General features: G+C 66.4%; 25 protein-coding genes. 19 read left to right on the top strand and 6 right to left on the bottom strand.

The genetic code is table 11. From position 1 onward, the window contains the following. Positions 1-110: 110 nt before the first annotated feature. Both dnaJ and dnaK read right to left on the bottom strand, forming a co-directional pair. On the bottom strand, positions 111-1,247 hold the full coding sequence (gene dnaJ / locus DRB17_RS02415) for a molecular chaperone DnaJ (RefSeq protein WP_114580580.1): 1,137 nt from the start codon (positions 1,245-1,247) through the stop codon (positions 111-113). A 103-nt stretch (positions 1,248-1,350) separates the two neighbouring features. Beyond that, positions 1,351-3,288, bottom strand: coding sequence for a molecular chaperone DnaK (gene dnaK / locus DRB17_RS02410; RefSeq protein WP_114580579.1), 1,938 nt, complete (start codon positions 3,286-3,288; stop codon positions 1,351-1,353). Between the two features lie 296 nt (positions 3,289-3,584). Here dnaK and DRB17_RS02405 point away from each other — a divergent pair, with 296 nt between their 5' ends. From DRB17_RS02405 to DRB17_RS02395, 3 genes are all read left to right on the top strand, one after another. Beyond that, positions 3,585-3,923 carry a hypothetical protein gene (locus tag DRB17_RS02405; RefSeq protein ID WP_114580578.1) on the top strand — a complete coding sequence of 113 codons (339 nt, stop codon included), beginning with the start codon at positions 3,585-3,587 and terminating at the stop codon, positions 3,921-3,923. Then, positions 3,920-4,831 carry a DUF1848 domain-containing protein gene (locus tag DRB17_RS02400; protein WP_114580577.1) on the top strand — a complete coding sequence of 304 codons (912 nt, stop codon included), beginning with the start codon at positions 3,920-3,922 and terminating at the stop codon, positions 4,829-4,831. Before DRB17_RS02405 ends, DRB17_RS02400 begins: the two co-directional genes overlap by 4 nt. A 323-nt stretch (positions 4,832-5,154) precedes the next feature. Beyond that, positions 5,155-5,421: a hypothetical protein gene (locus DRB17_RS02395; protein WP_147274779.1), complete on the top strand. Its 267-nt coding sequence runs from the start codon at positions 5,155-5,157 to the stop codon at positions 5,419-5,421. 111 nt (positions 5,422-5,532) lie between these two features. Here DRB17_RS02395 and DRB17_RS02390 read toward each other — a convergent pair whose 3' ends face one another. Beyond that, positions 5,533-6,828 (bottom strand): MFS transporter, encoded by a 1,296-nt coding sequence (locus DRB17_RS02390; protein WP_114580575.1) that lies wholly within the window; start codon positions 6,826-6,828, stop codon positions 5,533-5,535. Positions 6,829-7,400: 572 nt separating this feature from the next. Between DRB17_RS02390 and ccmA the strand changes: the two genes are divergently transcribed. The 10 genes from ccmA to DRB17_RS02340 all read left to right on the top strand — a co-directional run bounded on the left by ccmA (position 7,401) and on the right by DRB17_RS02340 (position 14,184). Then, the gene (ccmA, locus tag DRB17_RS02385) at positions 7,401-8,066 is read left to right on the top strand and encodes a heme ABC exporter ATP-binding protein CcmA (RefSeq protein WP_421778309.1); all 666 of its coding nucleotides are present in this window, start codon (positions 7,401-7,403) and stop codon (positions 8,064-8,066) included. Positions 8,067-8,125: 59 nt separating this feature from the next. Beyond that, complete coding sequence (gene ccmB / locus DRB17_RS02380; RefSeq protein WP_114580833.1) at positions 8,126-8,803, top strand: heme exporter protein CcmB; 678 nt, start codon at positions 8,126-8,128, stop codon at positions 8,801-8,803. A 100-nt stretch (positions 8,804-8,903) separates the two neighbouring features. Next, positions 8,904-9,626, top strand: a complete 723-nt coding sequence (locus tag DRB17_RS02375) for a heme ABC transporter permease (RefSeq protein ID WP_114580832.1) — start codon at positions 8,904-8,906, stop codon at positions 9,624-9,626. A gap of 6 nt (positions 9,627-9,632) precedes the next feature. Next, a complete protein-coding gene (gene ccmD, locus DRB17_RS02370) occupies positions 9,633-9,833 on the top strand; it encodes a heme exporter protein CcmD (RefSeq protein ID WP_114580573.1) in 201 nt (66 codons plus the stop codon). Between the two features lie 3 nt (positions 9,834-9,836). Further along, entirely contained in the window at positions 9,837-10,304 is a 468-nt protein-coding gene (gene ccmE, locus DRB17_RS02365; RefSeq protein WP_114580572.1) for a cytochrome c maturation protein CcmE, read from the top strand. Further along, positions 10,301-10,924, top strand: a complete 624-nt coding sequence (locus tag DRB17_RS02360; protein ID WP_241503717.1) for a DsbE family thiol:disulfide interchange protein — start codon at positions 10,301-10,303, stop codon at positions 10,922-10,924. Before ccmE ends, DRB17_RS02360 begins: the two co-directional genes overlap by 4 nt. Before the next feature lie 98 nt (positions 10,925-11,022). Beyond that, positions 11,023-11,790 (top strand): ABC transporter ATP-binding protein, encoded by a 768-nt coding sequence (locus DRB17_RS02355; RefSeq protein WP_114580571.1) that lies wholly within the window; start codon positions 11,023-11,025, stop codon positions 11,788-11,790. A gap of 73 nt (positions 11,791-11,863) precedes the next feature. Then, positions 11,864-12,658, top strand: a complete 795-nt coding sequence (locus tag DRB17_RS02350; RefSeq protein ID WP_114580570.1) for a transporter substrate-binding domain-containing protein — start codon at positions 11,864-11,866, stop codon at positions 12,656-12,658. A gap of 94 nt (positions 12,659-12,752) precedes the next feature. Then, positions 12,753-13,442 carry an ABC transporter permease gene (locus DRB17_RS02345; RefSeq protein ID WP_114580569.1) on the top strand — a complete coding sequence of 230 codons (690 nt, stop codon included), beginning with the start codon at positions 12,753-12,755 and terminating at the stop codon, positions 13,440-13,442. Positions 13,443-13,446: 4 nt separating this feature from the next. Beyond that, entirely contained in the window at positions 13,447-14,184 is a 738-nt protein-coding gene (locus DRB17_RS02340; RefSeq protein WP_114580568.1) for an ABC transporter permease, read from the top strand. A 251-nt stretch (positions 14,185-14,435) separates the two neighbouring features. On the opposite strand, the gene rocD is transcribed toward DRB17_RS02340, so the two are convergent. Together rocD and rocF are read right to left on the bottom strand one after the other, a co-directional pair. Continuing rightward, complete coding sequence (gene rocD / locus DRB17_RS02335; RefSeq protein WP_147274778.1) at positions 14,436-15,635, bottom strand: ornithine--oxo-acid transaminase; 1,200 nt, start codon at positions 15,633-15,635, stop codon at positions 14,436-14,438. Between the two features lie 19 nt (positions 15,636-15,654). Beyond that, positions 15,655-16,623 (bottom strand): arginase, encoded by a 969-nt coding sequence (gene rocF / locus DRB17_RS02330; RefSeq protein WP_114580566.1) that lies wholly within the window; start codon positions 16,621-16,623, stop codon positions 15,655-15,657. A gap of 145 nt (positions 16,624-16,768) precedes the next feature. On the opposite strand from rocF, the gene DRB17_RS02325 reads away from it, so the two are divergent. The 5 genes from DRB17_RS02325 (at position 16,769) to DRB17_RS02305 (ending at position 21,880) form a co-directional block, all read left to right on the top strand. Next, positions 16,769-17,332: an Lrp/AsnC family transcriptional regulator gene (locus DRB17_RS02325; RefSeq protein ID WP_114580565.1), complete on the top strand. Its 564-nt coding sequence runs from the start codon at positions 16,769-16,771 to the stop codon at positions 17,330-17,332. Then, positions 17,329-18,126, top strand: a complete 798-nt coding sequence (locus DRB17_RS02320; RefSeq protein ID WP_114580564.1) for a hypothetical protein — start codon at positions 17,329-17,331, stop codon at positions 18,124-18,126. The genes DRB17_RS02325 and DRB17_RS02320 overlap by 4 nt, the downstream gene beginning before the upstream one ends. 68 nt (positions 18,127-18,194) lie before the next feature. After that, positions 18,195-18,572, top strand: a complete 378-nt coding sequence (locus tag DRB17_RS02315) for a response regulator (RefSeq protein ID WP_114580563.1) — start codon at positions 18,195-18,197, stop codon at positions 18,570-18,572. 63 nt (positions 18,573-18,635) lie between these two features. Continuing rightward, entirely contained in the window at positions 18,636-20,096 is a 1,461-nt protein-coding gene (locus tag DRB17_RS02310; protein ID WP_114580562.1) for an RsmB/NOP family class I SAM-dependent RNA methyltransferase, read from the top strand. Between the two features lie 53 nt (positions 20,097-20,149). Continuing rightward, a complete protein-coding gene (locus DRB17_RS02305; RefSeq protein ID WP_114580561.1) occupies positions 20,150-21,880 on the top strand; it encodes an ABC-ATPase domain-containing protein in 1,731 nt (576 codons plus the stop codon). Here the strand turns inward: DRB17_RS02305 and DRB17_RS02300 are convergent. Continuing rightward, positions 21,777-22,754: a DMT family transporter gene (locus tag DRB17_RS02300; protein ID WP_114580560.1), complete on the bottom strand. Its 978-nt coding sequence runs from the start codon at positions 22,752-22,754 to the stop codon at positions 21,777-21,779. The two genes, DRB17_RS02305 and DRB17_RS02300, sit on opposite strands and share 104 nt — an antisense overlap. A gap of 200 nt (positions 22,755-22,954) precedes the next feature. Between DRB17_RS02300 and DRB17_RS02295 the strand changes: the two genes are divergently transcribed. Next, complete coding sequence (locus DRB17_RS02295; RefSeq protein ID WP_114580559.1) at positions 22,955-24,484, top strand: YifB family Mg chelatase-like AAA ATPase; 1,530 nt, start codon at positions 22,955-22,957, stop codon at positions 24,482-24,484. Positions 24,485-24,486: the final 2 nt, after the last annotated feature.

The following is a 24,486-nucleotide window of genomic DNA, read 5'->3' as shown; positions in this document are numbered from 1 at the left end:
CGCCGCCGCGTGAATGCGCGATGGGAAGAGGCCGCGCGCGCCCGACGGCCGGCGCCGGGCGCGTGAATGAAACCTGAAATATGCCGCGGTAAGAAGCCCTGGCGACCTCCCTACTCCGTCAAGTCTTCCCAGAACTCCTTGATCTTCTTCAGGAAGCCCTCGGACTCGGGGTGGGTTCCGCCATTCTTGCTTTCCTCGTCGAACTCCCGCAGCAGTTCCTTCTGGCGCTTGGAGAGGTTCTTCGGCGTCTCCACCTGAACCTCGACATACATGTCGCCGCGGGCGTTGGAACGGACAACGCTCATGCCCTTGCCCTTGAGGCGGAACTGCTGGCCGGTCTGCGTGCCCTCGGGCACGGTAATCCGGGCGCGAGAGCCGTCGATCACCGGTACCTCGACCTGACCGCCAAGCGCGGCGGTGCTCATCTTGATCGGCACCTGGCAGAAGATATTGGCGCCGTCGCGCTGGAACAGGCGATGCGGCTGCACCGTCAAGAAAATGTAAAGGTCGCCCGCGGGCGCGCCGCGCATCCCCGCCTCGCCCTCGCCGGCAAGGCGGATACGCGTGCCGTCCTCGACGCCGGCGGGAATGTTCACCTGCAGCGTGCGTTCCTTGTGCTGCCGGCCGGTGCCGTCGCAGGCCTTGCAGGGATCCTTGATCATCTGGCCGACACCGCCGCAGTGGGGACAGGTGCGCTCGATGGTGAAGAAGCCCTGCTGCTGGCGCACGCGGCCGTCACCGCCGCAGGTGGTGCAGGTGGTGGGCTTGGTCCCCGGCTCCGCGCCGCTGCCCTGGCATGTTTCGCAGTTAACGGCCGTGGGGACGCGGATCTGCTCTTGCTTGCCCTGGAAGGCTTCTTCCAGGGTGATGTCCATGTCGAAGCGCAGGTCGGCGCCGCGACCGGTCGGGCCGCGCCGGCGGCCGCCCATCATGTCGCCGAACATCTCGTCGAAGATGTCGGCGAAACCGCCGCCGCCGAAGCCGCCGAAGCCACCGGGACCGCCGGCACCGCCGCCCGCGCCGTCGAAGGCGCCGTGGCCGAAGCGGTCATAGGCGGCGCGCTTCTGCTCGTCGCTGAGGACTTCGTAGGCCTCGCCGATTTCCTTGAATTTATGCTCGGCCTCGGGATCGTCCGGATTGCGATCCGGGTGGTATTGCATCGCCAGCTTGCGATAGGCCTTCTTGATCTCGTCCTTGCTGGCGCTCCGCGACACCCCGAGTGCTTCGTAGTAGTCCTGTTTGGCCATTGCGTACGTCGGCCTTTATCGTTCGGGTCTTAAAACGTCCAAGGGACGGAACGAAGCGGGCGGGAGCTCCCCTTGCCCCCGCCCGCTTGCCGTTCATACGGTATCAGGACGACGATTGACCGCCGCGCTTCTGGTCGTCGTCGACTTCCTCGAAGTCGGCATCGACGACGCCTTCCTCGGCGGACTGGCCGCCGGCGGCCTCGCCAGCCTCCGCGCCGCCATCGCCGGCACCCTCCTGCTGGGCCTTGTAAAGGGCCTCGCCCAGCTTCGAGGACGCCTGAGAGAGCTGCTCGGTCTTCTGCTTGATGTCTTCGAGGTCTTCGCCCTCGTTCGCAGTGCGCAACTGGGCAACAGCATCCTCGACGGCCTTCTTGTCCTCGTCGGAGACCTTGTCGCCGACCTCGCCGAGCGTCTTCTCGGTGGTGTGGATCAGAGCCTCGGCCTGGTTCTTGGCGTCGACAAGCTCACGCCGCTTCTTGTCCTCCTCGGCGTGCGCCTCGGCGTCCTTCACCATCTGCTCGATGTCCTCCTCGGACAGTCCGCCCGAGGCCTCGATACGGATGGCCTGCTCTTTGCCGGTGGCCTTGTCCTTCGCCGAAACGTTGACGATGCCGTTCGCGTCGATGTCGAAGGTCACCTCGATCTGCGGCACGCCGCGCGGTGCGCCCGGAATGCCGACAAGGTCGAACTGGCCCAGCATCTTGTTGTCCGCGGCCATCTCGCGCTCGCCCTGGAAGACGCGGATGGTGACGGCCGTCTGGTTGTCCTCGGCGGTGGAGAACACCTGCGACTTCTTCGTCGGGATCGTGGTATTGCGGTCGATCAGCTTGGTCATCACGCCGCCAAGCGTCTCGATACCAAGCGACAGCGGCGTGACGTCGAGCAGGAGCACGTCCTTGACGTCGCCCTGCAGCACGCCGGCCTGGATGGCGGCGCCGATGGCGACGACCTCGTCCGGGTTGACGCCCTTGTGCGGCTCCTTGCCGAAGAAGTTCTTCACCGTCTCGGCGATCTTGGGCATGCGGGTCATGCCGCCCACCAGGATCACCTCGTCGATCTCGCCGGCGGACAGGCCCGCATCCTTCAGCGCCTGCTTGCAGGGGCCGACGGTCTTCTGCACCAAGTCGTCGACCAGCGCCTCCAGCTTGGCGCGGGTCAGCTTGATGTTCAGGTGCTTCGGACCGTGCTGGTCGGCGGTGATGAACGGCAGGTTCACCTCGGTCTGCTGCGCGCCGGACAGCTCGATCTTGGCCTTCTCCGCGGCCTCCTTCAGGCGCTGGAGGGCCAGCTTGTCCTTGCGCAGGTCGATGCCGTTCTCTTTTTTGAACTCGTCGGCGAGGTAGCCGATGATCTTCTGGTCGAAATCCTCGCCGCCCAGGAAGGTGTCGCCGTTCGTCGCCTTCACCTCGAAGACGCCGTCACCGATCTCCAGGACCGAGATGTCGAACGTACCGCCGCCGAGGTCGTAGACCGCGACCGTGCCGGTCTTCTTCTTGTCCAGGCCATAGGCCAGCGAGGCCGCCGTGGGCTCGTTGATGATGCGCAGTACCTCAAGACCCGCGATGCGGCCGGCATCCTTGGTGGCCTGGCGTTGCGAGTCGTTGAAGTACGCGGGAACGGTGATGACCGCCTTCTCGACCGTCTCGCCAAGATAGGCCTCGGCCGTTTCCTTCATCTTCTGCAGGATGAAGGCGGAAACCTGCGACGGGCTGTACTTCTCGCCGTGCGCCTCGACCCAGGCGTCCCCGTTATCGGCCTTGACGATGTTGTAGGGGACCTGCTCCATGTCCTTCTTCGTCATCGGGTCGTCGAAGCGACGGCCGATCAGACGCTTGATGGCGAAGAGCGTATTTTCCGGGTTGGTGACGGCCTGGCGCTTGGCGGACTGGCCGACAAGCCGCTCATTATCCTCGCCGAAAGCCACCATCGAGGGCGTGGTGCGCGTGCCCTCGGCGTTCTCGATGACCTTCGCCTGCTTGCCTTCCATGACCGCGACGCACGAGTTCGTCGTGCCGAGATCGATTCCGATAACCTTGCTCATTACCCCTCTCTCCTTTCAGCAGACCTGCCGGCGGCCTCATGAAGCGCCGCCAGGGTCCCTGGTGCGTGGAGACATCCAATGCGTGGCGTTCCGCGGGATATATAAGTACACCTCAAACACCATCAAGCCATTGAAATGCCCGATTGCGGACCGTTCGTGGCCTTGACCGCGATATTTTCCGGCGCCCGGCCGGCGAGGCAGCTTCGCGAAACGCAACGCCAAGGCTTGCTCCCGTGGCGCGTGAGCCACCACATAGGTGTTTTCGCCCGGACAACAATGCATGGACCCGCAAAACGATGAAGCAATCCGACAGGCCCGGCTGGGCGCACGATGACCCGCGCAACGACCGGGTCTACCTCGGCATCCTGATCGCCCTGATGGCCACCGTCGCGATCGGCGCCGCGGTGGCGATCGCCGGCGAGATGTTCTTCGCAAGCACGGCGATGAAGGATGTCGGCTTCGGCGCGGCGGTGGTGGCCGGCGTGCTGTATTTCGCCTTCCGCTTCTGGGGCCGCTTGCGCGCGCAGCGCTACATGCAGGAGAAGCGGCGGCGGGAGCTGACGCGCGGGTTCGACGACACGGACGACGATGACGATGGCGGCAACGGCGGCGGCAACGGCGGCGGGGCGCGATGATCGTCTCCGCCAGCTATAAAACGGATATTCCGGCCTTCTACGCCGAGTGGTTCCGCCGCCGGCTGCGGGCCGGCTTCGCGCGCATGACCAATCCGTATAGCGGCCAGGTGCACGAGGTCGACCTGTCGCCGGCCGGATGTGACGGCTTCGTCTTCTGGACGCGCAACGCGCTCCCGTTCCTCGATACGCTGGCGGAGGCGCAGGCGCGCGGCTTTCCTTTCATCGTGCAGTACACGGTCACCGGCTATCCCCGCGCCCTGGAGGCTTCCGTCGTCGCGGCCGAACACTCCCTGAAGGCAATGCACGAGCTCGCGCGAACCTACGGCCAGGAAGCCGTTGTCTGGCGCTATGACCCGGTGATGCTCACCAGCCTGACGCCGCCCGACTGGCACCGGGTAAACTTCGCGCGGTTGGCGCGGGAACTTCGCGGCGCGTGCGACGAGGTCGTGTTCTCCTTCGCCCACATCTATGACAAGACCCGCCGGAACACCGACCGCGCCGCCGCCCGGCACGGCTTTTCCTGGTGGAACCCGGCGGACGGCGAGAAGATCGGGCTGCTGGAGGAACTGGCCGGCATCGCCGCCGAAGAGGGCTTCACGCCGACGCTGTGCGCCCAGCCCCAGCTTCTGCGCGAGCCGCTGTTCACCCCGCTCTCCGCCGCCCGCTGCATCGACGCCGGACGGCTGTCGCGCGTGGCGGGGCGGGAGATCGCCGCGCCGACCAAGGGCAACCGTCCCGGCTGCCTCTGTGCCCGCGCCCGCGACATCGGCGCCTACGACACCTGCCCGCACGGCTGCGTCTACTGCTATGCCGTCCAGCGCCCGGACACGGCCAAGCACCGCTACCGGAAGCACGACCCCGAAAGCGAGTTCCTGGTAACGCCAGGGCGTGGCGTCGAAAAGGCGTAGCGCAGCCTCCAAGGGTGCCGCGATTCCGGCTTTGCCGCTTGCAAAGCTCGCCGATCTTTCCCGTTTTGGTCAATCCGCCTTCAGACCTCGCCGATACCACTTCCTATCGTGTAATACTGCCCTCCATTCTCTACAAATAGCATAACCAATAGTGTTATAATAATAATCAATATTTTAACATTATTATATTTATGCGAACGTTTGACTTACCCAAATTGACGTCGATCAAGGCACCACAGTTTCTGTGCTGTTGTTTTTGAGATCTCGGTTCGAAAACGGCTTCGTCGGCATGGCGGGCCGAATGACAAGGGAGAACTGGTCTCATGAGTAAATCGGTGGGAATTGCAGTCGCGGTGATGCTCGGTATGGCCTCCGCGACGGCCTTGGCTCAGAACGGCGGCTACAAGGCTGAATACTGCGAGCAGGTCATGACCGAGCAGGAAATGAAGGCTCTCCAGGAGCAGCTTGCCGAAGCGCAAAGCGACGAGGAAAAGACGAGGATCCTCTGGGAAAACATGGATAAGGCCATTCAGCGCGCACAGGAGATGCCCGAGGGTACGGGCGGCAAGGCCTGCGAGTTCGGCAAGTAGCCACGGCTTCTCATGCATAGCGGGGGATCACCCCGTCGTGCCGCGTGAGGCCGAAGAGCGGACTCGGGTCAAGTCTGGAGCGGTGTGGCCCCCAGGATGGGGCCGCACCGTTTATCTTGCGGCCTCGTCCCCGCCTCCTTTCGGCGCCGGAACAGGCAGAAGCAGAAGCAGCCCCACCAGGAAGAACACCAGGATCGTCGCCATCCCGGCGCGCTGGCTGCCGGCGGCGAGGCTGACCCAACCCACGATGGCCGGGCCGATGAAGGCGGTCATCTTGCCGCTCAGTGCATAAAGGCCAAACATCTCGGTCTTGACCTCTTCCGGCGCCAAACGCGCCATCAGGGACCGGCTGGCCGCCTGGGCGGGGCCGATGAAGATGCCAAGCGCGCAGCCGGCGATGTAAAGGCCGGTCTTGGTTTCCACCAGCAGCGCCACGACGCCGAATACGATCAGGGAAACCAGTGAGATCACAATGGTCGGTTTTGGCCCCAGCCAGTCGTCGACCCACGCGAACAGGAGCGCCCCCAGCCCGGCGGCGATGTTGAGCGCGATCCCGAACAGCAGGATCTCCCGGAAGCCCATGCCGAAGGTCCCGGCTGCATAGATGCCGCCGAAGGCGAAGAGCGTGTTCAGCCCGTCGGTGTAGATCATCCGGGCCAGCAGGTAGCGGGCGATCGTGCGGTAACGCGGCAGCAGGTCGCGAAGGGATTGCACAAGCTGCCGCGCGCCTGCCCTCGCCGCCGCCCGCAACGACAGCCCGGTTGGCGGATTATCCGGAGTCAGCAGGAAGAACGGCAAGGCGAACAGCGCGAACCACAGCGCCACAACGATGCTGGTCGCGCGCACGGGCTCGGCCGCGGCTGCGTCGAGGGACAGCAGCGGCGGGTCCGGCAGCACAAAGAGCGCCAGACTGGTCGTCAGGCACATCAGCCCGCCGGCATAGCCCAGCGCCCAGGCCCACCCCGAAACGCGCCCCAGCATGCGCGGCGGCGCCACGTCCGAGAGCATGGCGTTATAGAAAACCTGGCTGAACTCGAAAGCGGCACTGCCCAGGGCGGTCAGCACGGTCGCGCGCAACAGATGGTCGGTGCGCGGCTCCACGCTCCACAGCGCCAGGCTGATCGCGACAGTGAGCAGCGTGAAGACTCCGACCCACGGCTTCTTCCGCCCGGACCTGTCGGCAATGGCGCCGAAAAGCGGGCTGAAGAGCGCGATCGTAATGCCGGCGGCGGCCGTGCCGGCGCCCCACCATGCGGTGCCGATCTCTGGCGTGGGCGCCACCTCGCGCGTGATATAAGCGGCGAAGACGAAGCTCGTGATCACGGTGGGCCAGGCATTGCTCGCCCAGTCGAAAAGGCACCACGCGGCCACCGCGAGACGGCCGGGAAACGGTGGGCGTGGGTCCATGCGGCGGCTTACCCGTGCCGGTGCAGGCGATGGCAAGAGGATACGGCGCTGGCCGGGCCATTGAAAGAGCCGTTCGACACGATGACGAAATCACATTTCCGCCCGATTTCCAACGCCAACACACCACATTCCGCCGCAAAATATGGAAAGTACGGAGATCCCCCTCTCTGTCCGAGGCCAACCAGCCGGCCTCGATATGCCCCCATTTAGGCTGGTGGGTGGCGCCGGCTCCCGACCCCGGCGCCACCGCCTTTCCTTTGCGCAACGCAAACGGAAAAGTACCCGCGGCCTGCTCCCCCCGCAGGCCGCGGGGACAATCCCGCACGAAATCCGCCACCACCGCGTTGACGCCGCTGAATGCGGCATGCTTTCTCCCGTCCGCCGCTGGAGGAAGATGACGCGAATGTGGGAGCTTGCGCTCGGGGCTGGAGGACGGAGCGGTTTCCTGGCACCAACGACGGGAAAACGGCTCGATGAGACAGGTTAGACTCCGCCGCCGACGACCGGCCTTGGGTCAGGGGGGAGGCTGTGCTACAGCGCTTACGGCACGCGAAAAGCGGGAACGGGACATCTTGGCACCCTTGGCCAGCAACGGCGCATTCGAGGGACGCGGACTTGGCTGCATCCGGGGCGAGCGGCCGGTCTTCGCGGCGCTGGATTTCCGTCTGGAGCCCGGCGGCGCCCTGGTGCTGACGGGACCGAACGGCAGCGGCAAATCGTCGCTGCTGCGCGTGATGGCGGGACTGCTGCCGGCGGCGGCGGGAACGCTGGCCTGGAACGGAACGCCTGTGGACGACGCCCCGGAACTGCACCGGCAAAGGGTGCATTACCTTGGACATCACGACGCCTTGAAGCCGGTGCTCACGGTCGCCGAGAACCTGGGCTTCTGGGCCAGCCTGCGCGGGGCGAACGACGATGGCGTGGCCGCCGCCCTGGCAAGGGTCGGTCTGGATCACCTGGCCGAAACGCCGGGACACCTGTTGTCGGCCGGGCAGCGTCGGCGGCTGTCGCTGGCCCGCGTGCTGGCCGCGCAAGCGCCGCTGTGGCTTCTGGACGAGCCCAGCGTCGGCCTCGACGCCGCCTCGGTTCGCACGCTGGCCGAGGTGATCGCCGAACACCGCGCCAATGGCGGGCTGGTGGTGGTCGCGACGCATCAGGCGCTCGACCTGCCGGACGCGGCATGCCTCGCGGTCGACGATTACCCGCCAGCCAGACCGGACCCGGAGGATGTCTGGTGAGCACCGTGCACGAACGAATGCCCGAGGCGAAGACCCTGGGTGGGTCGCAAGCGCCGGCGATGCCCGGCGTGCTGGCAGGTTTCCGGCGGATCGTGCTGCGCGACCTGCGGCTTGCGATGCGCCAGCGCGGCGACGCGGCCCTGGCGGTGCTGTTCTTCGTCCTGACGGCAATGCTGTTTCCCTTCGGCGTCGGGCCGGAGCCCAACCTGCTGGCCCGGATCGCGCCGGGCGTCGTCTGGGTGACGGCGCTTCTGGCGGTGCTGCTGTCGCTGGAGCGGATGTTCCTGACGGATTACGAGGATGGCTCGCTGGAGCTTCTGACGCTGTCGCCGGTTCCGCTGTCGGTGATCGTGTTGGCGAAGGTGACGGCGCACTGGCTGACCACCGGGTTGCCGCTACTAATCGCCGCACCGGTGATCGCCGGAATGTACGGTTTGCCGGCGGATGGCTATAAGATGCTTCTGGCGGCCATGATCCTGGGAACGCCGACGCTGAGCCTGCTTGGCGCGGTGGGAGCGGCATTGACGCTTGGCGCCCGGCGTGGGGGCGTATTGATCCCGCTGCTGGTGCTGCCGCTTTACATCCCCGTGCTGATTTTCGGCGTCTCGGTGATCGACGCGACGCTGGCAGGGCTGCCGGCGCGGCCCCATCTGCTGTTCCTGGGCGCCCTGCTGCTGGCTGCCCTGCCGCTGGCGCCGTGGGCCGCCGCCGCGGCGTTGCGTCAGGCCGTGCAGTGAGGAATCTTATGCGACGCGACGAGACCACATCACGCGCCTTCGAGAAGGACCCGCAGCCGTGACCAGCCAGGCCGCCAGCAACCCACCGGGCAGCCGCAGCCTGCACCGATTCGCCAATCCGGGCCGCTTCCTGCGGCTGGCCGATGCCGTGCTGCCGTGGTGCGCGGGGCTCACCGCCATCGCCCTGGCCGTGGGGCTGGCGGCGGCCCTGTTCGTCGCGCCGGCGGACTACCAGCAGGGCGAGAGCGTGCGGATCATGTACGTCCACGTGCCTGCCGCGTGGATGGCGCTGTTCGCCTACACCTGCATCGCCGTGGCGAGCGCGGCCGCGCTGATCTGGCGTCATCCGGTCGCGGACCTGGCGGCGCGCTCCGCCTCACCGCTGGGTGCGGCGTTCACCTTCCTGGCGCTGGCGACCGGCTCGCTGTGGGGCAAGCCGATGTGGGGCACCTGGTGGGTCTGGGACGCGCGGTTGACGTCGGTCCTGGTGCTGTTCTTCCTCTACCTGGGTCACATGGCGATCTCGAATGCGTTCGAGGATCCCGGGCGCGGGCGCAAGGCGGCGGCGATCCTGGCACTGGTCGGCTTCGTCAACGTGCCTATCATCAAATTCTCGGTGGACTGGTGGAACACCCTGCATCAGCCCGCCAGCGTGACCCGGATCGGGGTGCCGACGATCCACCCGAGCATGCTTTGGCCGCTGCTCTTGATGGGTGTCGGCTTCACCCTGTTCTTCTTCACCGTGCTGCTGCTGCGCATGAAGAGCGAGCTGCTGGCGGCGCGGCTGCGCAATCTGCGGATGTTGAGCGTCGAAGGAAGATAGACCGCGATGCAGGCTGTCTCGGAATTCCTGACGATGGGCGGCTACGGCGTCTATGTCTGGCCGTCGTACGTGCTTGCGGTCCTGATCATGGGCGGGATGTTGGGCCTCACGCTGGCCCGCCTGCGGGTCACGAAGCGGGAGCTGAAGGGCTATGAACAGGTCCATGCCGCCCACCGCAAGCGCCGCGGCCGCGGCGGGGAGGATTAGGCGATGACCTCGCGCAAGAAGCGGCGGATGACGCTGATCGGTCTCGGCATGCTGGCGCTGGCCGGGGCGACGGCGATGGTCCTGACGGCGTTCCAGGAGAATGTCACCTTCTTCTACTCGCCCAGCGACCTGCAGAACAAGGACGTGCCGAAAGGCCGCAACTTCCGCGTCGGCGGACTGGTCGCCGAGGGGTCGGTGGAGAAGATCGGCGACGGCGCCACGGTGCAGTTCGTGGTGACCGACGGCGGCGGCACGGTCCCGGTGCGCTATCGCGGCCTGCTGCCCGATCTGTTCCGCGAGGGTCAGGGCATCGTGGCCGAGGGCAAGCTGAACGGCCAGGGTGTGTTCGTCGCGAACGAGGTGCTGGCCAAGCACGACGAGAACTACATGCCGCCCGAGGTCGCCGACGCCCTGAAGCGCAGCGGCGAGTGGCAGAAGGGCCAGGCAACGGCGGACGGCGCCGTGCAATGAGCAGCGATGGCGACAAGATGCAGCGGGAAACCGCCGAGGGAGAGCGCAGCGGCGGCGGCCTGGGCAAGCGCCTCATCTTCCTGTTGCCGGCCCTGATCTTCCTGGTGATCGCGGCCTACTTCCTCTGGGGCCTGCAGCCCGAGCGCGATCCACGCAAGGTGCCGACCGCCCTGATCGACAAGCCGGTGCCGCAATTCCAGCTTCCGGCCATCCCGGGGCTCGACCTGCCGGGGGTCGCAACGGCGGACCTGACGGGCGCGGGAGAGCCGGTCCTGTTGAACGTCTTCGCGTCGTGGTGCGTGCCGTGCCGGGTGGAACACCCCATCCTGATGCGCCTTGCCAAGGAAGAGGGCGTGGCGATCTACGGCGTCAACTACAAGGACCGCCCGGCCGACGCGCGCCAGTGGCTGGCAAACTTCGGCAACCCGTATTCGCGCATCGGCCGGCTGTCGCAGGAGCGCGCCGAGGTCGGCATCGAGCTTGGCGTCTATGGGGTGCCGGAGACCTATGTCGTCGGGCCGGACGGGCGCATCCGCTACAAGCACGTCGGACCGATCCAGCCGAAGTCCCTGCGCGAGGATATTCTACCCTTGCTGGAGGAGCTGCGCGGTCGGATTTGACGTGGTTTTGTTTTGCATGGAGACAAAAAGCCGTCTAGCCTCCGCCAAAAGGTTCGTGCACGAACGAAAAACAAGCGCCGGGGAGGCGCCGCTGCGCGGTGGGGCAGGACGCACTCAACATCAAGGACATCCATAAGAGCTTCGGAACGCTGGAAGTTCTCAAGGGCATTTCGCTCAAGGCCCAAACGGGCGACGTGATCGCGCTCATCGGCTCCTCGGGCTCGGGAAAGAGTACGTTCCTGCGGTGCATCAACCTGCTGGAAATCCCCGATTCCGGCACGATTACCGTCGGCGACGAGGAAATCAAGCTGACCCGCAACCGGCGCGGAGAAAGCGTGCCGGCGAACCTGCGCCAGGTGGACCGCATCCGCACGCGTCTCGGCATGGTCTTCCAGAACTTCAACCTGTGGACCCACATGACGATCCTCGAGAACGTCATCGAGGCGCCCGTGCACGTCCAGAAGGTGCCGCGGAAAGAGGCGGTGGAGCTGGCGAAGGAACTGCTGGACAAGGTGGGCATTGCCGACAAGGCGGATGCCTTTCCCATCCACCTTTCCGGCGGACAGCAGCAACGCGCCGCCATCGCCCGTGCGCTGGCCATGCAGCCCGAGGTTCTCTTGTTCGACGAGCCGACCTCCGCTCTCGATCCGGAACTGGTGGGCGAAGTGCTGCGCGTCATGCGACAATTGGCCGAGGAAGGGCGGACGATGCTGATCGTCACGCACGAAATGGGTTTCGCACGGGAGGTCGCCAGCGAGGTGATCTTCCTGCATCAGGGGCGGGTCGAGGAGCAGGGCCCGCCCACGCAGGTGTTCGACAATCCGAGCTCGGAGCGGTGTCGGCAGTTCCTGCAAACCAACTATTGAGCCGGCCGGAAAGGCGGAAACGCAATTATCGGCGGCTGGCGAGACGGGGAAACGAGACAGGGAGACGACGGACATGAAGAAACAGTTCATGACGGCAATGCTCGCGGCGGCCACGCTGAGCTTCACCGCCACGGCATCGATGGCGGCGATCGAAGGCTGCCCGGACAGTATCGTGGTGGGCACCGAGGGCGCCTACCCGCCGTTCAACTACATCGACGAAGGCGGCAACCTGAAGGGCTTCGACGTCGACATCGCTAACGCGCTTTGCGACGAGATTGGCGCGGAGTGCACGTTCCAGACGCAGGACTGGGCCGGCATCATCCCCGGCCTGCTCGCCAACAAGTACGACGCGATCATCGCGTCCATGTCGATCACGGCCGAGCGCGAGGAGAAGGTCGACTTCACCAAGAAGTACTACCAGAGCCCCGCGCGCTTCGCCGGCCCGAAGGGCATGGACGTCGAGATCTCCGAGGACGGCCTCGACGGCATGATCGTCGGCACGCAGCGCGCGACGGTGTCCGAGAATTTCCTGCGCGACAACTTCGGCGACGTCATCGACATCAAGACCTACGACACCCAGGAAGAAGCCTCGCTCGACCTGATCAGCGGCCGGCTCGACCTGGTGTTCGCCGATGCCATCAAGCTGCAGGAGGGCTTCCTCGCCTCCGACGACGGCGAGAGCTACGAGTTCAAGGGCCCGAGCTTCAGCGATCCGGAATGGTTCGGCGAGGGCATCGGCATCGCGGTGCGCCCCGGCGAAGACACGCTGCGGCAGTGCTTCAACGAAGCCATCGATAACATCCTCGCCGATGGCACGTACGAGCGGATCAGCAACGAGCACTTCGGCATGAACATCTACGGCGAATAAGCCATCGGATGCTTGACGTGCCGGCACACGCCGCCGCCGCCCGACGGGTGGCGGCGGCCGCCCGCACCGGGAACCAGAGCGGGGAACCCAGGCAGTGATCGACCTGAAAGGATACGGTCCGTTCCTGCTCGACGGCTTCAGGCTGACAGTGATGGTGGGCGTCACCTCGATGGCGGTGGCGGTCCTCCTCGGCCTTCTCGGGGCCTGGGCGAAACTCAGCCACTCCCGAAGCGTGCGCGCCATTGCGGAGGTCTACACGACCGTGGTGCGCGGCGTGCCGGAACTGGTGCTGATCCTGCTGGTGTACTACGGGGTGCCGACGCTGGTGCAGGACCTGCTTGCCGGGTTTGGTTTCGAGGTTCGGGTCGATCTGAACCCGTTCCTGGCCGGCGTACTGACCATCGGCTTCATCTACGGGGCCTTCTCGACAGAGGTATTTCGCGGCGCCTACCTCGCCGTGCCCAAGGGCCAGATCGAGGCGGCGCGCGCCTGCGGCATGAGCCGCGCGTTGATGGTGCGCCGCGTGCTGCTGCCGCAGATGTGGCGCTATGCGTTGCCGGGTCTCGGCAACGTCTGGATGGTGCTGTTGAAGGCAACGGCGCTGATCTCGGTGATCGAGCTGCACGAGTTGATGCGCGCGGCGCAGGTGGCCGCGCAGGCAACGCGGCTACCCTTCACCTTCTTCTTCATCGCCGCGCTGATGTACCTGGCACTCACCATTGTCTCCATGCTGGTGCAGCAACGGCTGGAAACCTGGGCCAACCGCGGCGTCAGGAGGGCCTGAGGCGATGGATTTCTCGATCATCCTGAAGACCCTGCCCGACCTCATCGACGGCGCGTTCCTGACCATCCAGATCACAGCGCTTTCGGTAGTGATCGGCCTGTGTCTGGCGATGCCGCTGGCAATCCTGCGCCTCAGCCGCAATCCACTGATCCAGGCGCCGGTCTACAGCTTCATCTTCTTCTTCCGCGGCACGCCGCTTCTGGTGCAGCTTTTCCTGATCTACTACGGCAGCGGCCAGTTTGTGCAGGAGCTGCGCGCGGTCGGCCTGTGGGGCATGTTCCGCGAGGCCTATTTCTGCGGCGTGCTGACACTGACGCTGAACACCGCGGCGTATACGGCGGAAATCCTGCGCGGCGCCATCCAGGGCGTGCCACACGGCGAGGTGGAGGCCGCCCGCGCCTGCGGCATGCGCGGCTTCCTGCTCTACCGCCGGATCGTCATGCCCAAGGCCTTCCGGCTGGCCTGGCCGGCCTATACGAACGAGGTGATCTTCCTGCTGCAGGCGACCTCGCTCGTCTCCATCATCACGCTGATGGACATCACCGGGATCGCCAGCAAGGTCGCCGCCCGTTCCTTCGCCTTCTACGAGCTCTACCTGACGGCGGCGGTGATGTACCTGATCCTCGTCTACGCCCTCCTTTACGTCTTCAAGCGAATCGAATACCGCATCAGCGGCCACCTGCGCGAAGCAAAGAGCCAGTCCTCAAGCGCGATGATGCGCGATACGGCGGCAGCGGAGTAACGGGGCGACGGTCGTTTAGCCACGGGATGCCAGGGCCTAAGCCCCGACTCCCGGATTGCCAGAATTCACACCTTGGCGTGATGACCAGGATTGCCGGCATTGCCCTATCGTTATGCCTGCAAAAATTTTTCCGGGCATAACGACAGTGTTCCCGCCGCGTGGCTTGCGCCCCGTTGCGCCGGACCATCGCTCATCCAAGGGCAGGCCGCCCCCGGCGCAAAGCGATTGCCGGCTTTTGCGGAACCTGCCCTTTACAGGATCGCCGCCATCTGGTCGCCCAGCCAGTCGATCTCGCTTTCCTGGATCACCAGCGGCGGGGCCAGGCGGATGACCTGTTCGTGGGTTTCCTTGCACAGCACGCCGCGGCGCATCAGGGCCTCGCAGATCGGACGCGCCGGACCATGCGCCTTGTCGATCTCGACGCCGATCATCAGGCCACGCCCGCGCACTTCCTTGATGCGGGGGCTGTTCAGGCTGCGCAGACGCTCGTACAGGCGCGCGCCAAGATAGCGGGAACGCTCGGCCAGCCCCTCGTCCAGAATGACGCGCAGGGACGCCCGCGCCACCTCGCACGCCAGCGGATTGCCGCCGAAGGTGCTGCCGTGGTCGCCGGGCTGGAACACGCCCAGGATTTCCCGCGAGGACACCACGGCCGAGACCGGATAGACACCGCCGCCCAGCGCCTTGCCCAGGATCATCATGTCCGGGTCGGCGCCGTCCTCGTGCTGGTGGCAGAACAGCGCGCCGGTGCGGCCCAGTCCCGTCTGGATCTCGTCCACGACGAACAGGGCATTGTGCCGGTCGCAGATCCGCCGGCACTCGCGCAGATAGCCGTCGGGTGGCACGTTGATGCCGGCCTCGCCCTGGATCGGCTCCAGGATCAGGGCCACGGTGTTCTCGGTCATGGCCTCGGCCAGCGCCGCGGCATCGCCGAAGGGAACCCACTTGAAGCCCGGCGTGAATGGGCCGAAGTCGCGGCGCGTGTCCGGATCGGACGAAAGGCTCACCGCCGTCGTCGTGCGGCCGTGGAAGTTCTCGTTGCAGACGATGATCTCCGCCTGGTCCTGCGGGACGCCCTTGCGGGTGTAGCCCCACTTGCGCGCCGCCTTGATCGCGGTTTCCACCGCCTCCGCGCCGGTGTTCATCGGCAGCGCCATTTCCATGCCGGCGGTCTTGCACAGCAATTGCAGGAACTTGCCCATGCGGTCGTTGTGGAATGCCCGGGAGGTCAGCGTGATCCGCCCCGCCTGCGCGGTCAGCGCATCGATGATCGCGGGATGGCGGTGGCCCTGGTTCAGGGCGGAATACGCCGAAAGGCAATCCAGATAGCGCCGTCCCTCGACGTCCCAGACCCAGACGCCCTCGCCCTTGGTCAGCACGACCGGCAGCGGATGGTAGTTGTGCGCGCTGTAGGTCTCCGTCAGGGAAATGATGGTGTCCTGCTGGTTCATCGCTCGTGCCTCCCTCATGTCAGAGAACGCGGGCGAGAATGCGCTCGCCGAACAGGCTCTTGACCAGGTCCACGGCCAGCTCGGCCGTGCTGTTCCGCCAGTCCAGCGCCGGGTTCACCTCGACGATGTCGAGCGATCCCAGCAGCCCGCTGTCGTAGATCATCTCCATGCAAAGCTGCGCTTCGCGGTAGTTCGGCCCGCCCGGGACCGGCGTCCCGACGCCGGGTGCCGCGCTGGGGTCGACGAAGTCGGCATCGAAGCTGACGTGCAGGTGCCCGCCGACCCGGCCGACCGCCTCCAGCGCCTCCTCCATCGCCGCGCGCATGCCGATCTCGTCGATGGTGCGCATGTCGAAGACACGCAGCCGCCGCTCCACCACCATCCGCTTCTCGACCATGTCGACGGAGCGCACGCCGACCTGCACCAGATGGTCGGGATCCAGCATCGGCCGCGCGTGCCCCAGGCTCAGCAGTTCCTCCGGCCCGTCGCCGCAGAGAACGGCGACCGGCATGCCATGAATGTTGCCCGACGGCGAGGTTTCGGCCGTGTTGAAATCGGCGTGCGCGTCCAGCCAAAGCACGGACAGCGGCTTTCCCGCTTCGTGACAATGCCTGGCCGCCGCCCCTATGGAGCCGATACTGAGCGAGTGGTCGCCGCCCATCAGGATCGGCAGTTCCTTCGCCGCCAGCGATGCGGCGACCTCGTCACGCACCAGCCGGACCCACTCGGTCGTCTCCGCCAGATGCCGATAGCCGTTGCCGCGCGGCCCGCCGGGGTTAACCGGGCCGGACAGGTTGCCACGATCATTGACGCTGTAGCCCAGCCCCGCCAGGACGTCGCCAAGGCCGGCGACGCGCAGCGCCTCGGGCCCCATGGTGGCGCCACGGCAGCCGGCGGCGACATCGCTGGGCGCACCGATAAGGCCGAGCGTCCGCGTCCCGGCCGCGCCCGGCTTGTCATGCTGCTGCGCCGCTGTCGTCACGTTCATGAATCGCCCCGTCCATCGCGGTTTTCCAGTGCGTTCAATAAGCTTTAGTGTGTCACGGACGACGCAAAATTTGCTGTGAAGTTGCCGGCCCTCGGCCGCAGACTATGCGTTTGAGGCGCGGCTTCGTGAAAAGGCGTGCGGTTGCATGGAGATGCGCCGGTACGCGGCGGCGGGAATCGGCGTCAACGGCGGGAGCGCGGGCGGAGACAGGATGGACGAGAAACTCAAGCTTGACCGGATCGACCTCAAGATCCTGACGACGCTCCAGGACGAAGCGCGTATCAGCAACCACGACCTGGCCGAACGCGTGGGGCTTTCGCCCTCGTCCTGCCTGCAGCGCGTGCGCAAGCTGGAAAGCCGGGGTGTTCTCGACGGCTACCGCGCCCGCATCGACCTCGACCGCATCTGCCGCAGCGTGACGGTGATCGCGACGGCGACGCTGGCCAACCACGACCAGAAATCGTTCAGCCGCTTCGAGCAGGCCGTCGCCGATATCCCTGAAGTTGTCGAGTGCCTGAAGGTCAGCGGCACCTTCGATTACATCCTGCGCTTCGTCTGTGCCGACATGGCACAGTACCACGCCCTGTCCGAACGCCTGCTCGACATCGGCCGCGGCGTGGCGCAGCTCAGCAGCCATGTCGTCCTGGCCTCGACGAAGCAGGCGGGCGGCTATCCCCTGGACCATCTCCTGCAAGGCGCGTCGGAGTGAGAGACGGCGACACCGATTCATACCCGGCCACGGTCGTCGTCCAGTCGTTCCACGCGAATCCGCCGGACTGGATCGGCCAGTGCATGGAGTCCGTCCGCGCCTGGTCGCAGCAGGCCGGTTTCGCGTACCGCTTCGTCGGCGACGAGTTGTTCGACACCCTTCCGGACTGGGTCCGCGCGAAAACGGTCGGCCGCCCGCAGGTCGCCAGCGACCTGGCGCGGCTGAACGTGCTGGCTGATCTGCTGGACGAGGGCTGGGAGAGCGCCGTATGGCTGGACGCCGATGTCCTGGTCTTCGATCCCGAGGGCCTGAGCGCGGCGCTGGACCTGTCCGACGGCTATCTGCTGGGACGCGAGGCGTGGGTGCAGACGGATGCCAAGGGGCGCCTGCGCGCGCCGCGCGGCATCCACAACGCGCTGTGCGCGATGCGTCGCGGCAATCCTTTCCTGGCTTTCTACCGGGATGCCGCCACGCGTATCCTGGCGCGCCACAATGGCCCCATGGTGCCCCAGCTCATCGGGCCGAAGTTCCTGAAGTCGCTGGACAACATGCTGGGCTTGCCGGCCACCTGGGCAGTGAACATGGCAAGTCCACGCCTGCTCAGCGACATTGCCGGAGGCCGGGGACCGGCGCTGCGGCTTTTCAACGCCCGCAGCGGGAACTCACCATCCGCTCTCAACCTCTGCCTGTCTTATACTGGCCGCGAGGTTGATGATATCGCCGTCGATACAAACCTGATTGATGTAGCAATCGACCGTTTACTAGCAGATTTTAACCGAACATTCCCCTGCTAGTAGCATTGCCACTCTTTGGACACGGAGCGGACGCATCATCGCCTTGTCCAAAGAGCAACATTGGTGTCATGAAACCTCGCATCCTGCTCGTTGAAGACGATTCGGACTTTGCGGAGTCGGTCGCCCTGAACCTGGAAGAGGCCGGTTTTCATATGATCGGCCCGGTCGCCGGGGGATTGGAGGCGTTCGCCGCCTGTGAACGTGAGCAGCCCGATGTCGCCCTCATCGACATCAGCCTCGAAGGCATGATCGACGGCATCTTCCTGGGCGAGCAGCTGGCCGAGCGCGGGGTGGCCGTCGTCTACCTGACCGGCCGATTCGAGCGTGCACTTCGCGAAGGCCGTTCCCACGCCGTCGCTCTTTTGGCGAAGCCGTGTGGCAGCGACGAGCTTATTGCCACACTGAACCAGGCGATGTCGGCCAAGCAGCCGGCAAAGACCGGCTAGGCAAGGCAGCTTTCCAACCTATTCTCGTCAGGGCGCGCCTGCTTGGTTATAACCGCGGGCGTGATGACGCATGCAAGCGCGACAGCACGGGCGACAGGCCAACCGGATCCGGCGACGGCACTCGCGCGCTACGCCTCGCTCGTCGGTGATTGGGATGACTTTACGGCGGCCATGCGGCGGCCCGCCCCGGCATGCGTCGTCGCCAACACAAGCCGGTTAACCGCCAGCGAACTCGCAGGCCTTCTGTGCGCCGAAAATCATGGAACCGTCCCCGTACCGTGGTCGCCCGGCGCCTTGCGATGCGCCGGCGAGGCCCGGCCGGGCCTCTGGTGGCCTTACCGGGCCGGTCTTTACAGCGTTCAGGAAGAAGCCTCGCTGCTGCCCGTGGCCCTGCTGGACCCACGGCCGGGCGAGCGTGTGCTGGACCTCTGCGCCGCACCCGGCGGCAAGACGGCACAGGTCTGCATGGCGTTGAGGAACCGCGGCACGGTCATCGCCAACGATCGCGACTCGCGGCGTCTGGCGGCCGTGCGCGACCGAATGAAGCGATTGGGCCTGCTGAACCTCACGACGACCGCGTTCGACGGCCGCGACTACCCGCTGGCAGCCGGACCTTTCGACCGTGTCCTGGTGGACGCGCCGTGCAGCGCCGAGGGAACGAACTTCCGCAAGGGTGCCACGTTTGACGGTTCAAGCGACGGCTTCCGGCGGCGTGTAACCGACCAGCAGCGCGCCCTCCTGCGCCGCGCCGTGGCGCTGACCCGGCCCGGCGGGCGGATCGTCTATTCGACCTGCAGCCTGGCGCCGGAAGAGAACGAGGCGGTTCTCGACGCCATTCTGCAGGAGGACGGGAGCAGAGTCCGGGTGGCCCCGCCGCCCGTCGATGACGCCGCCTTCTCGCCCGGAATCGCCGAATGGGAAGGCCGGGCGTTCCATCCCGACGTCCGCCACGCCATACGCCTGTGGCCGCACATCTCGGGGACCAGTGGCTTTTTCGCCGTCGTGCTGGAGCGTATCGGCCCCGCTGAAACATCGCAAAGCACGCCAGTGGCGGAATTGGGTTCGGCTCTCCGGCACAAGGAGGTATTGGCGGCCATCGGCAGGCGCTACGGCTTCCCGGACGACGCATTCGAGGGCTTGGCGTTCGCGCACCGTGGCGACCATGTCCAGGCCATCGCATCCGACCATTGCCCGCCCGCTTCGCCACCGCCGGTGGCCTCGGGCGTGCCGTTCCTGCGCGCGGAGGCACGGATTCCGAAGCCGACGACGGCGGCGGCCTTCCTGATCGGCCGGCAGGCCACGCGCAACGTCGTCGAGCTGGACCGGGCACAGCGCGACGCCTACCAGACCCGGCAGGGCTTCGCGCCGACACCCGGGCAGCTTGCGGCTTGCGACGGCCATGGTTATGTGATCCTGAGGTATCGGGGCCAGCCGCTCGGCGTCGGCCTGCTGCGGCCCGGCCCGCCGGCAAGAATCGACAGCCAGTTTCCCCGCGCCTGGGTTCCACGCGCTCACCGCACCTAGCCATTGCCCGAGAAACGCACCGAACCGCCGGACGACGACCGGAAGGAGCCGACATGCGAGCACCGCGCCCGCAGACCCGCAACGACCTTGCCGCCGCGCTGCGCCGGATCGATCGCAAGGGCTACAAGGCCTACAAGGACATTGCCGGCCGCTACGCCTTCGACGGCTTCGAGTTGCTGATCGACCATGTGCAGGGCGACCCCTTTGGAAGTCCCTCGCGCCTGCGCGTGCGTGTCCCGGCCGAGGTCGCGGCGTTTCCCGGCGACACTTACGCCGGTGACAGCCGGGCCATTGCCCTTCGCGACGCCCTGGCGCGGGCCTTCGCCCGCCGCGCCAAGCAGCTTTCCAAGCCGCGCGGCGTCGGCTCCAGTGGCCTCATCGCAATGGATATGCCGGGCCAGGAGATCCTGGAGCGCAGCGCCGTCCTGCTGACGGACGCCGGTGATGTGGAGGCGCGCTTCGTCGCCGGGCTACCGGCGCAGGGTCGCACCATCGACGGCGGGCAGGCCGAGCAGATGCTGTGCCGCGACGTGCCAACGCTTGCGGAAGAGACGCTGCGCTGGGCGACGGCCGACCGGGACAGCCTCCGACGTCATGTCCTGACGGCGGAGGACGCCGATGCCCTTCGCGGCCAGCTTGCCGCGAAGGGGCTGGTTGCCTTCGTTGCCGATGGCGCCATCCTGCCCCGGCGCAGCGGCGTGGACGACCGGCCGATGAGCGGCGGCGCGATCCCGTTCGAAAGCCCGGAGAGCCTCCGCGTGACACTGGAAGGGCCGAACGGCGGACCCGTGTCGGGTCTTGGCGTGCCCTGCGGCATCACCCTGATCGTCGGCGGCGGGTATCACGGCAAGTCTACGCTGCTGCAAGCCATCGAGCGCGGCGTCTACAACCACGTGCCGGACGACGGGCGCGCGTTTGTCGTGGCGGACCCGGCGGCCGTGAAGGTCAGGGCGGAAGACGGGCGCGGCGTCGCGGGGGTCGACATCTCGCCGTTCATCAACGACCTGCCGGGCGGCCAGCGCACCGATGTCTTCTCCACCCCGAACGCCAGTGGCAGCACCTCGCAGGCGGCGAATATCGTGGAAGCGCTGGAAGCCGGCGCGCGTGTTCTGATGATGGACGAGGACACCTCGGCCACCAACTTCATGATCCGCGACCGGCGGATGCAGGCCCTCGTCGCCAAGTCGCAGGAGCCGATCACGCCCTTCGTCGACAAGGTGCGTCAGCTCCATGACGACCTGGGCGTTTCGACGGTGCTCGTCATCGGCGGCAGCGGCGACTACCTGGACAAGGCCGACACCGTCATCGCCATGCAGGCCTTCCACCCGGCCGATGTAACCGCCGAGGCTCGCCAGGTTGTCGAGACCCATCGCACGGAACGCACTGCCGAGGGGGGTGACGGATTCGGGAAGCCGCGCGCACGGCACCTCGCAGATACCGGCATTCGCGGCAAAGGGCCGAAGCCCCCGAAGGTGAAGGTGCAAGGCCGCAACGTAATTCGTATCGGTGACGAAACGATTGACCTTGCTGCCGTGGCGCAAATCCTGGACGAAAGCCAGACCCGCGCCGTGGCAGAAGCGCTGATGACGCTGTCGAACGACGGACAGGCTCGCGACCAGACACTTCCCGAATTACTCGACCGGATCGAGAAGGCCGTCGAACGGCAGGGGCTGGACGCGCTCAGCCGGACGCCGCGGGGCGATCTGGCGCGCTTTCGCCGGTTCGAGCTTGCCGCGGCGCTGAATCGGCTTCGCAGCCTTCGGGTGCGGGAGGCGCCGGCTTGACTTGCGTTTCCCGGTCACGCGTCGTCGTACGGTTCACCGCATAGGTCGACACCAACACGATGGCGCCACCGACAAGCGTCTGCAGCGTCGGCGTTTCGGCGAAGATGATCAGTGTCAGGCCGATCCCAAAAACCGGCATCAGCACGTAGTAGGGAATGACCTTGGCAACCGGGTAGTGCCGGTACAGCGAGAACATCCAGACGTGGCCGATCAGCGACACGACAAGCGCCGCGTGGAGAACGATGGCCCATTCGAACAGGCCGGCATGGCGTATGGCGGCAATCTGCCTCGTTTCCGTGAAGGCGGAGAGCAGGGCAAGCGCGGGCACGGCGCTGAGAGCCATCCAGCCATTCATCTCGAACGGCCCGACATGCCGCAGTGAGCGCGCCAGCATCGTCGCCAGCGCATAGCAGAAAGCGCTGAGCGCAATCACGCCAAGCGCCGGCAGGTCGCTGAACAGCGCGGGATCGAAAGCGATCACCACGACGCCGCCGAACGCGGCCGCGATAGCCAGCCATGTCACAAGTCGCACCGGCTCGCGCAGGACGACGCGGCCGAGCAAAACGGCGAACGGCACACTAAGCTGCGTCCCGATGATGATCGGCGAGACGGAGCTCGTCAGCTTCAAGGCAAGGTACATCGTAGCATAAACGCCCGTGCCCATCGCGGCACAGAACCCGGCGAACGGCAACAGGCTCTCGCGCGGCGGCAGGCGAAGGCGCCACAGCGGCAGCAGGGCCACGGCCAGGATCGCGCTTCGAAGCGCGGCGAACGCGAAGGGCGGGATGTTGTCCACACCCAGCTTGCCCACAGCGAACGCGCTGCCGAACATGGCCATGATGATGACGACGGCAAGAAGGTGTCTGGGACTCATGGGCTCGGACCATACCAGGAAATGCGCTTTTCCGACCCCCGCAAATTACGCGGGTCAGACGCTGCGGGAGCACAACCGTGGACCGTCCAACCTTCTCGTCGCGGGACTTCAAGCGATACCCGTAATCGCTATGAAAACAACACGTGAATAGTGTAGCCTCCTGCATACTATCGTCCGTGAGTGAGGGGGGCAGGAGGCTTATGGTCGCGCGCGTTGCGACGGTTGCGTATCACGGCATCGATGTCGTCGATGTCGATGTCCAGGTGCAGGTATCGCCCGGCATGCCGGCATTCCAAATCGTCGGGCTGGCGGACAAGGCCGTCGGTGAAAGCCGGGAGCGGGTACGCGCCGCGCTGGGTGCGCTGGGTCTGGCCCTACCGCCCAAGCGCATCACGGTGAACCTGGCGCCGGCGGATCTGGCGAAAGAGGGCAGCCACTTCGACCTTCCCATCGCGCTGGGTTTGCTGGTGGGCATGGGCATCCTGCCGGCGGAGGAGATCGCGAACTACCTCGCACTCGGGGAATTGAGCCTGGACGGCCGCGTCGGCGGCGTGGCGGGGGTGCTGCCGGCGGCGATCCATGCGCTGTCTTGCGAGAAAGGACTGATATGCCCGGCCGCGCAGGGCAGCGAAGCCGCCTGGGCGGAGGGCTTGGAGGTGCTGGCGCCGGCGACGCTGATCGCCCTCGTGAACCACTTCAAGGGCAGCCAGATCCTCGCTCGCCCCGAGCCGCGCATCGCCGTGGCCGATGGCAGCATCCCCGACCTTGCCGACACCAAGGGACAGGAAACGGCCAAGCGCGCACTGGAAGTCGCCGCGGCCGGAGGCCACAACATGCTGATGATGGGGCCGCCCGGTTCCGGCAAATCCATGCTGGCCGCCCGCCTGCCGGGTTTGCTGCCGCCACTTGACCCGGCGGAGGCGCTGGAGGTCTCGATGATCCATTCGGTGGCCGGAGAGCTGGAGGGCGGCAAGCTGTTGCGTCAGCGGCCCTATCGCGACCCGCACCACTCGGCCTCCCTGCCCTCCTTGACCGGCGGCGGCCACAAGGCGCGGCCCGGAGAAGTCTCGCTAGCGCACCTCGGCGTGCTGTTCCTGGACGAGCTGCCGGAGTTCAACCGCCAGACGCTGGAAGCGCTGCGGCAGCCATTGGAAACCGGGCGCGTCTCCATCGCCAGGGCAAACGCGCACGTCACCTATCCAGCGCGGGTGCAACTGGTGGCGGCGATGAACCCCTGCCGTTGCGGCCATCTGGACGATGCGGGCCTCGCCTGCAAGCGGGCGCCCAAGTGCGCGGCGGATTATCAGGCGCGCATCTCCGGCCCGCTGTTCGACCGTATCGACCTGCATGTGGAGGTTCCGGCCGTCAGCGCCAGCGACCTGACCCTGCCCCCGCCGCGCGAAGGCACCACGGAGGTCGCGGCGCGCGTCGCCGCCGCCCGCGAAATCCAGCGCGCCCGCTTCGCCGGAATACCCTCCGAACGCCGCCCGCGCACCAACGCCGAGGCCGAGGGCACACTGTTGGAAGAGGTCGCGACCCCGGACGATTCCGGCCGCAACCTGCTTGGCCGCGCGGCGGAGCAGATGCGGCTTTCCGCCCGTGGCTACCACCGGGTCCTGCGTGTGGCGCGGACCCTGGCCGACCTGGAAGGCAGTGATACGGTCCGCCGCATGCACGTGGCCGAGGCGCTGAGCTACCGCCGCGTGGCGCCGGGTGCGAAGGCGGCGTGAGG

The sequence above is a fragment of the Ferruginivarius sediminum genome, assembly GCF_003344765.1.
Taxonomy (GTDB): Bacteria; Pseudomonadota; Alphaproteobacteria; order Kiloniellales; family Rhodovibrionaceae; genus Ferruginivarius; species Ferruginivarius sediminum.
Note: the sequence above shows the minus strand (reverse complement) of the source record. Positions and strands in the feature narration are given on the sequence as shown.

What these genes read in the sequence shown, in the direction of transcription:
- ccmD (WP_114580573.1), top strand. Translation starts at nt 9,633, where the DNA reads ATGCAGGCTGTCTCGGAATTCCTGACGATGGGCGGCTACGGCGTCTAT.
- DRB17_RS02395 (WP_147274779.1), top strand. Translation starts at nt 5,155, where the DNA reads ATGAGTAAATCGGTGGGAATTGCAGTCGCGGTGATGCTCGGTATGGCC.
- ccmE (WP_114580572.1), top strand. Translation starts at nt 9,837, where the DNA reads ATGACCTCGCGCAAGAAGCGGCGGATGACGCTGATCGGTCTCGGCATG.
- DRB17_RS02325 (WP_114580565.1), top strand. Translation starts at nt 16,769, where the DNA reads ATGGAGATGCGCCGGTACGCGGCGGCGGGAATCGGCGTCAACGGCGGG.
- DRB17_RS02305 (WP_114580561.1), top strand. Translation starts at nt 20,150, where the DNA reads ATGCGAGCACCGCGCCCGCAGACCCGCAACGACCTTGCCGCCGCGCTG.
- rocF (WP_114580566.1), bottom strand. Translation starts at nt 16,623, where the DNA reads ATGAACGTGACGACAGCGGCGCAGCAGCATGACAAGCCGGGCGCGGCC.
- dnaJ (WP_114580580.1), bottom strand. Translation starts at nt 1,247, where the DNA reads ATGGCCAAACAGGACTACTACGAAGCACTCGGGGTGTCGCGGAGCGCC.
- DRB17_RS02310 (WP_114580562.1), top strand. Translation starts at nt 18,636, where the DNA reads ATGACGCATGCAAGCGCGACAGCACGGGCGACAGGCCAACCGGATCCG.
- dnaK (WP_114580579.1), bottom strand. Translation starts at nt 3,288, where the DNA reads ATGAGCAAGGTTATCGGAATCGATCTCGGCACGACGAACTCGTGCGTC.
- DRB17_RS02390 (WP_114580575.1), bottom strand. Translation starts at nt 6,828, where the DNA reads ATGGACCCACGCCCACCGTTTCCCGGCCGTCTCGCGGTGGCCGCGTGG.
- DRB17_RS02350 (WP_114580570.1), top strand. Translation starts at nt 11,864, where the DNA reads ATGAAGAAACAGTTCATGACGGCAATGCTCGCGGCGGCCACGCTGAGC.
- rocD (WP_147274778.1), bottom strand. Translation starts at nt 15,635, where the DNA reads ATGAACCAGCAGGACACCATCATTTCCCTGACGGAGACCTACAGCGCG.
- DRB17_RS02360 (WP_241503717.1), top strand. Translation starts at nt 10,301, where the DNA reads ATGAGCAGCGATGGCGACAAGATGCAGCGGGAAACCGCCGAGGGAGAG.
- DRB17_RS02295 (WP_114580559.1), top strand. Translation starts at nt 22,955, where the DNA reads ATGGTCGCGCGCGTTGCGACGGTTGCGTATCACGGCATCGATGTCGTC.
- ccmB (WP_114580833.1), top strand. Translation starts at nt 8,126, where the DNA reads ATGCCCGGCGTGCTGGCAGGTTTCCGGCGGATCGTGCTGCGCGACCTG.
- DRB17_RS02340 (WP_114580568.1), top strand. Translation starts at nt 13,447, where the DNA reads ATGGATTTCTCGATCATCCTGAAGACCCTGCCCGACCTCATCGACGGC.
- DRB17_RS02300 (WP_114580560.1), bottom strand. Translation starts at nt 22,754, where the DNA reads ATGAGTCCCAGACACCTTCTTGCCGTCGTCATCATCATGGCCATGTTC.
- DRB17_RS02315 (WP_114580563.1), top strand. Translation starts at nt 18,195, where the DNA reads ATGAAACCTCGCATCCTGCTCGTTGAAGACGATTCGGACTTTGCGGAG.
- DRB17_RS02405 (WP_114580578.1), top strand. Translation starts at nt 3,585, where the DNA reads ATGAAGCAATCCGACAGGCCCGGCTGGGCGCACGATGACCCGCGCAAC.
- DRB17_RS02400 (WP_114580577.1), top strand. Translation starts at nt 3,920, where the DNA reads ATGATCGTCTCCGCCAGCTATAAAACGGATATTCCGGCCTTCTACGCC.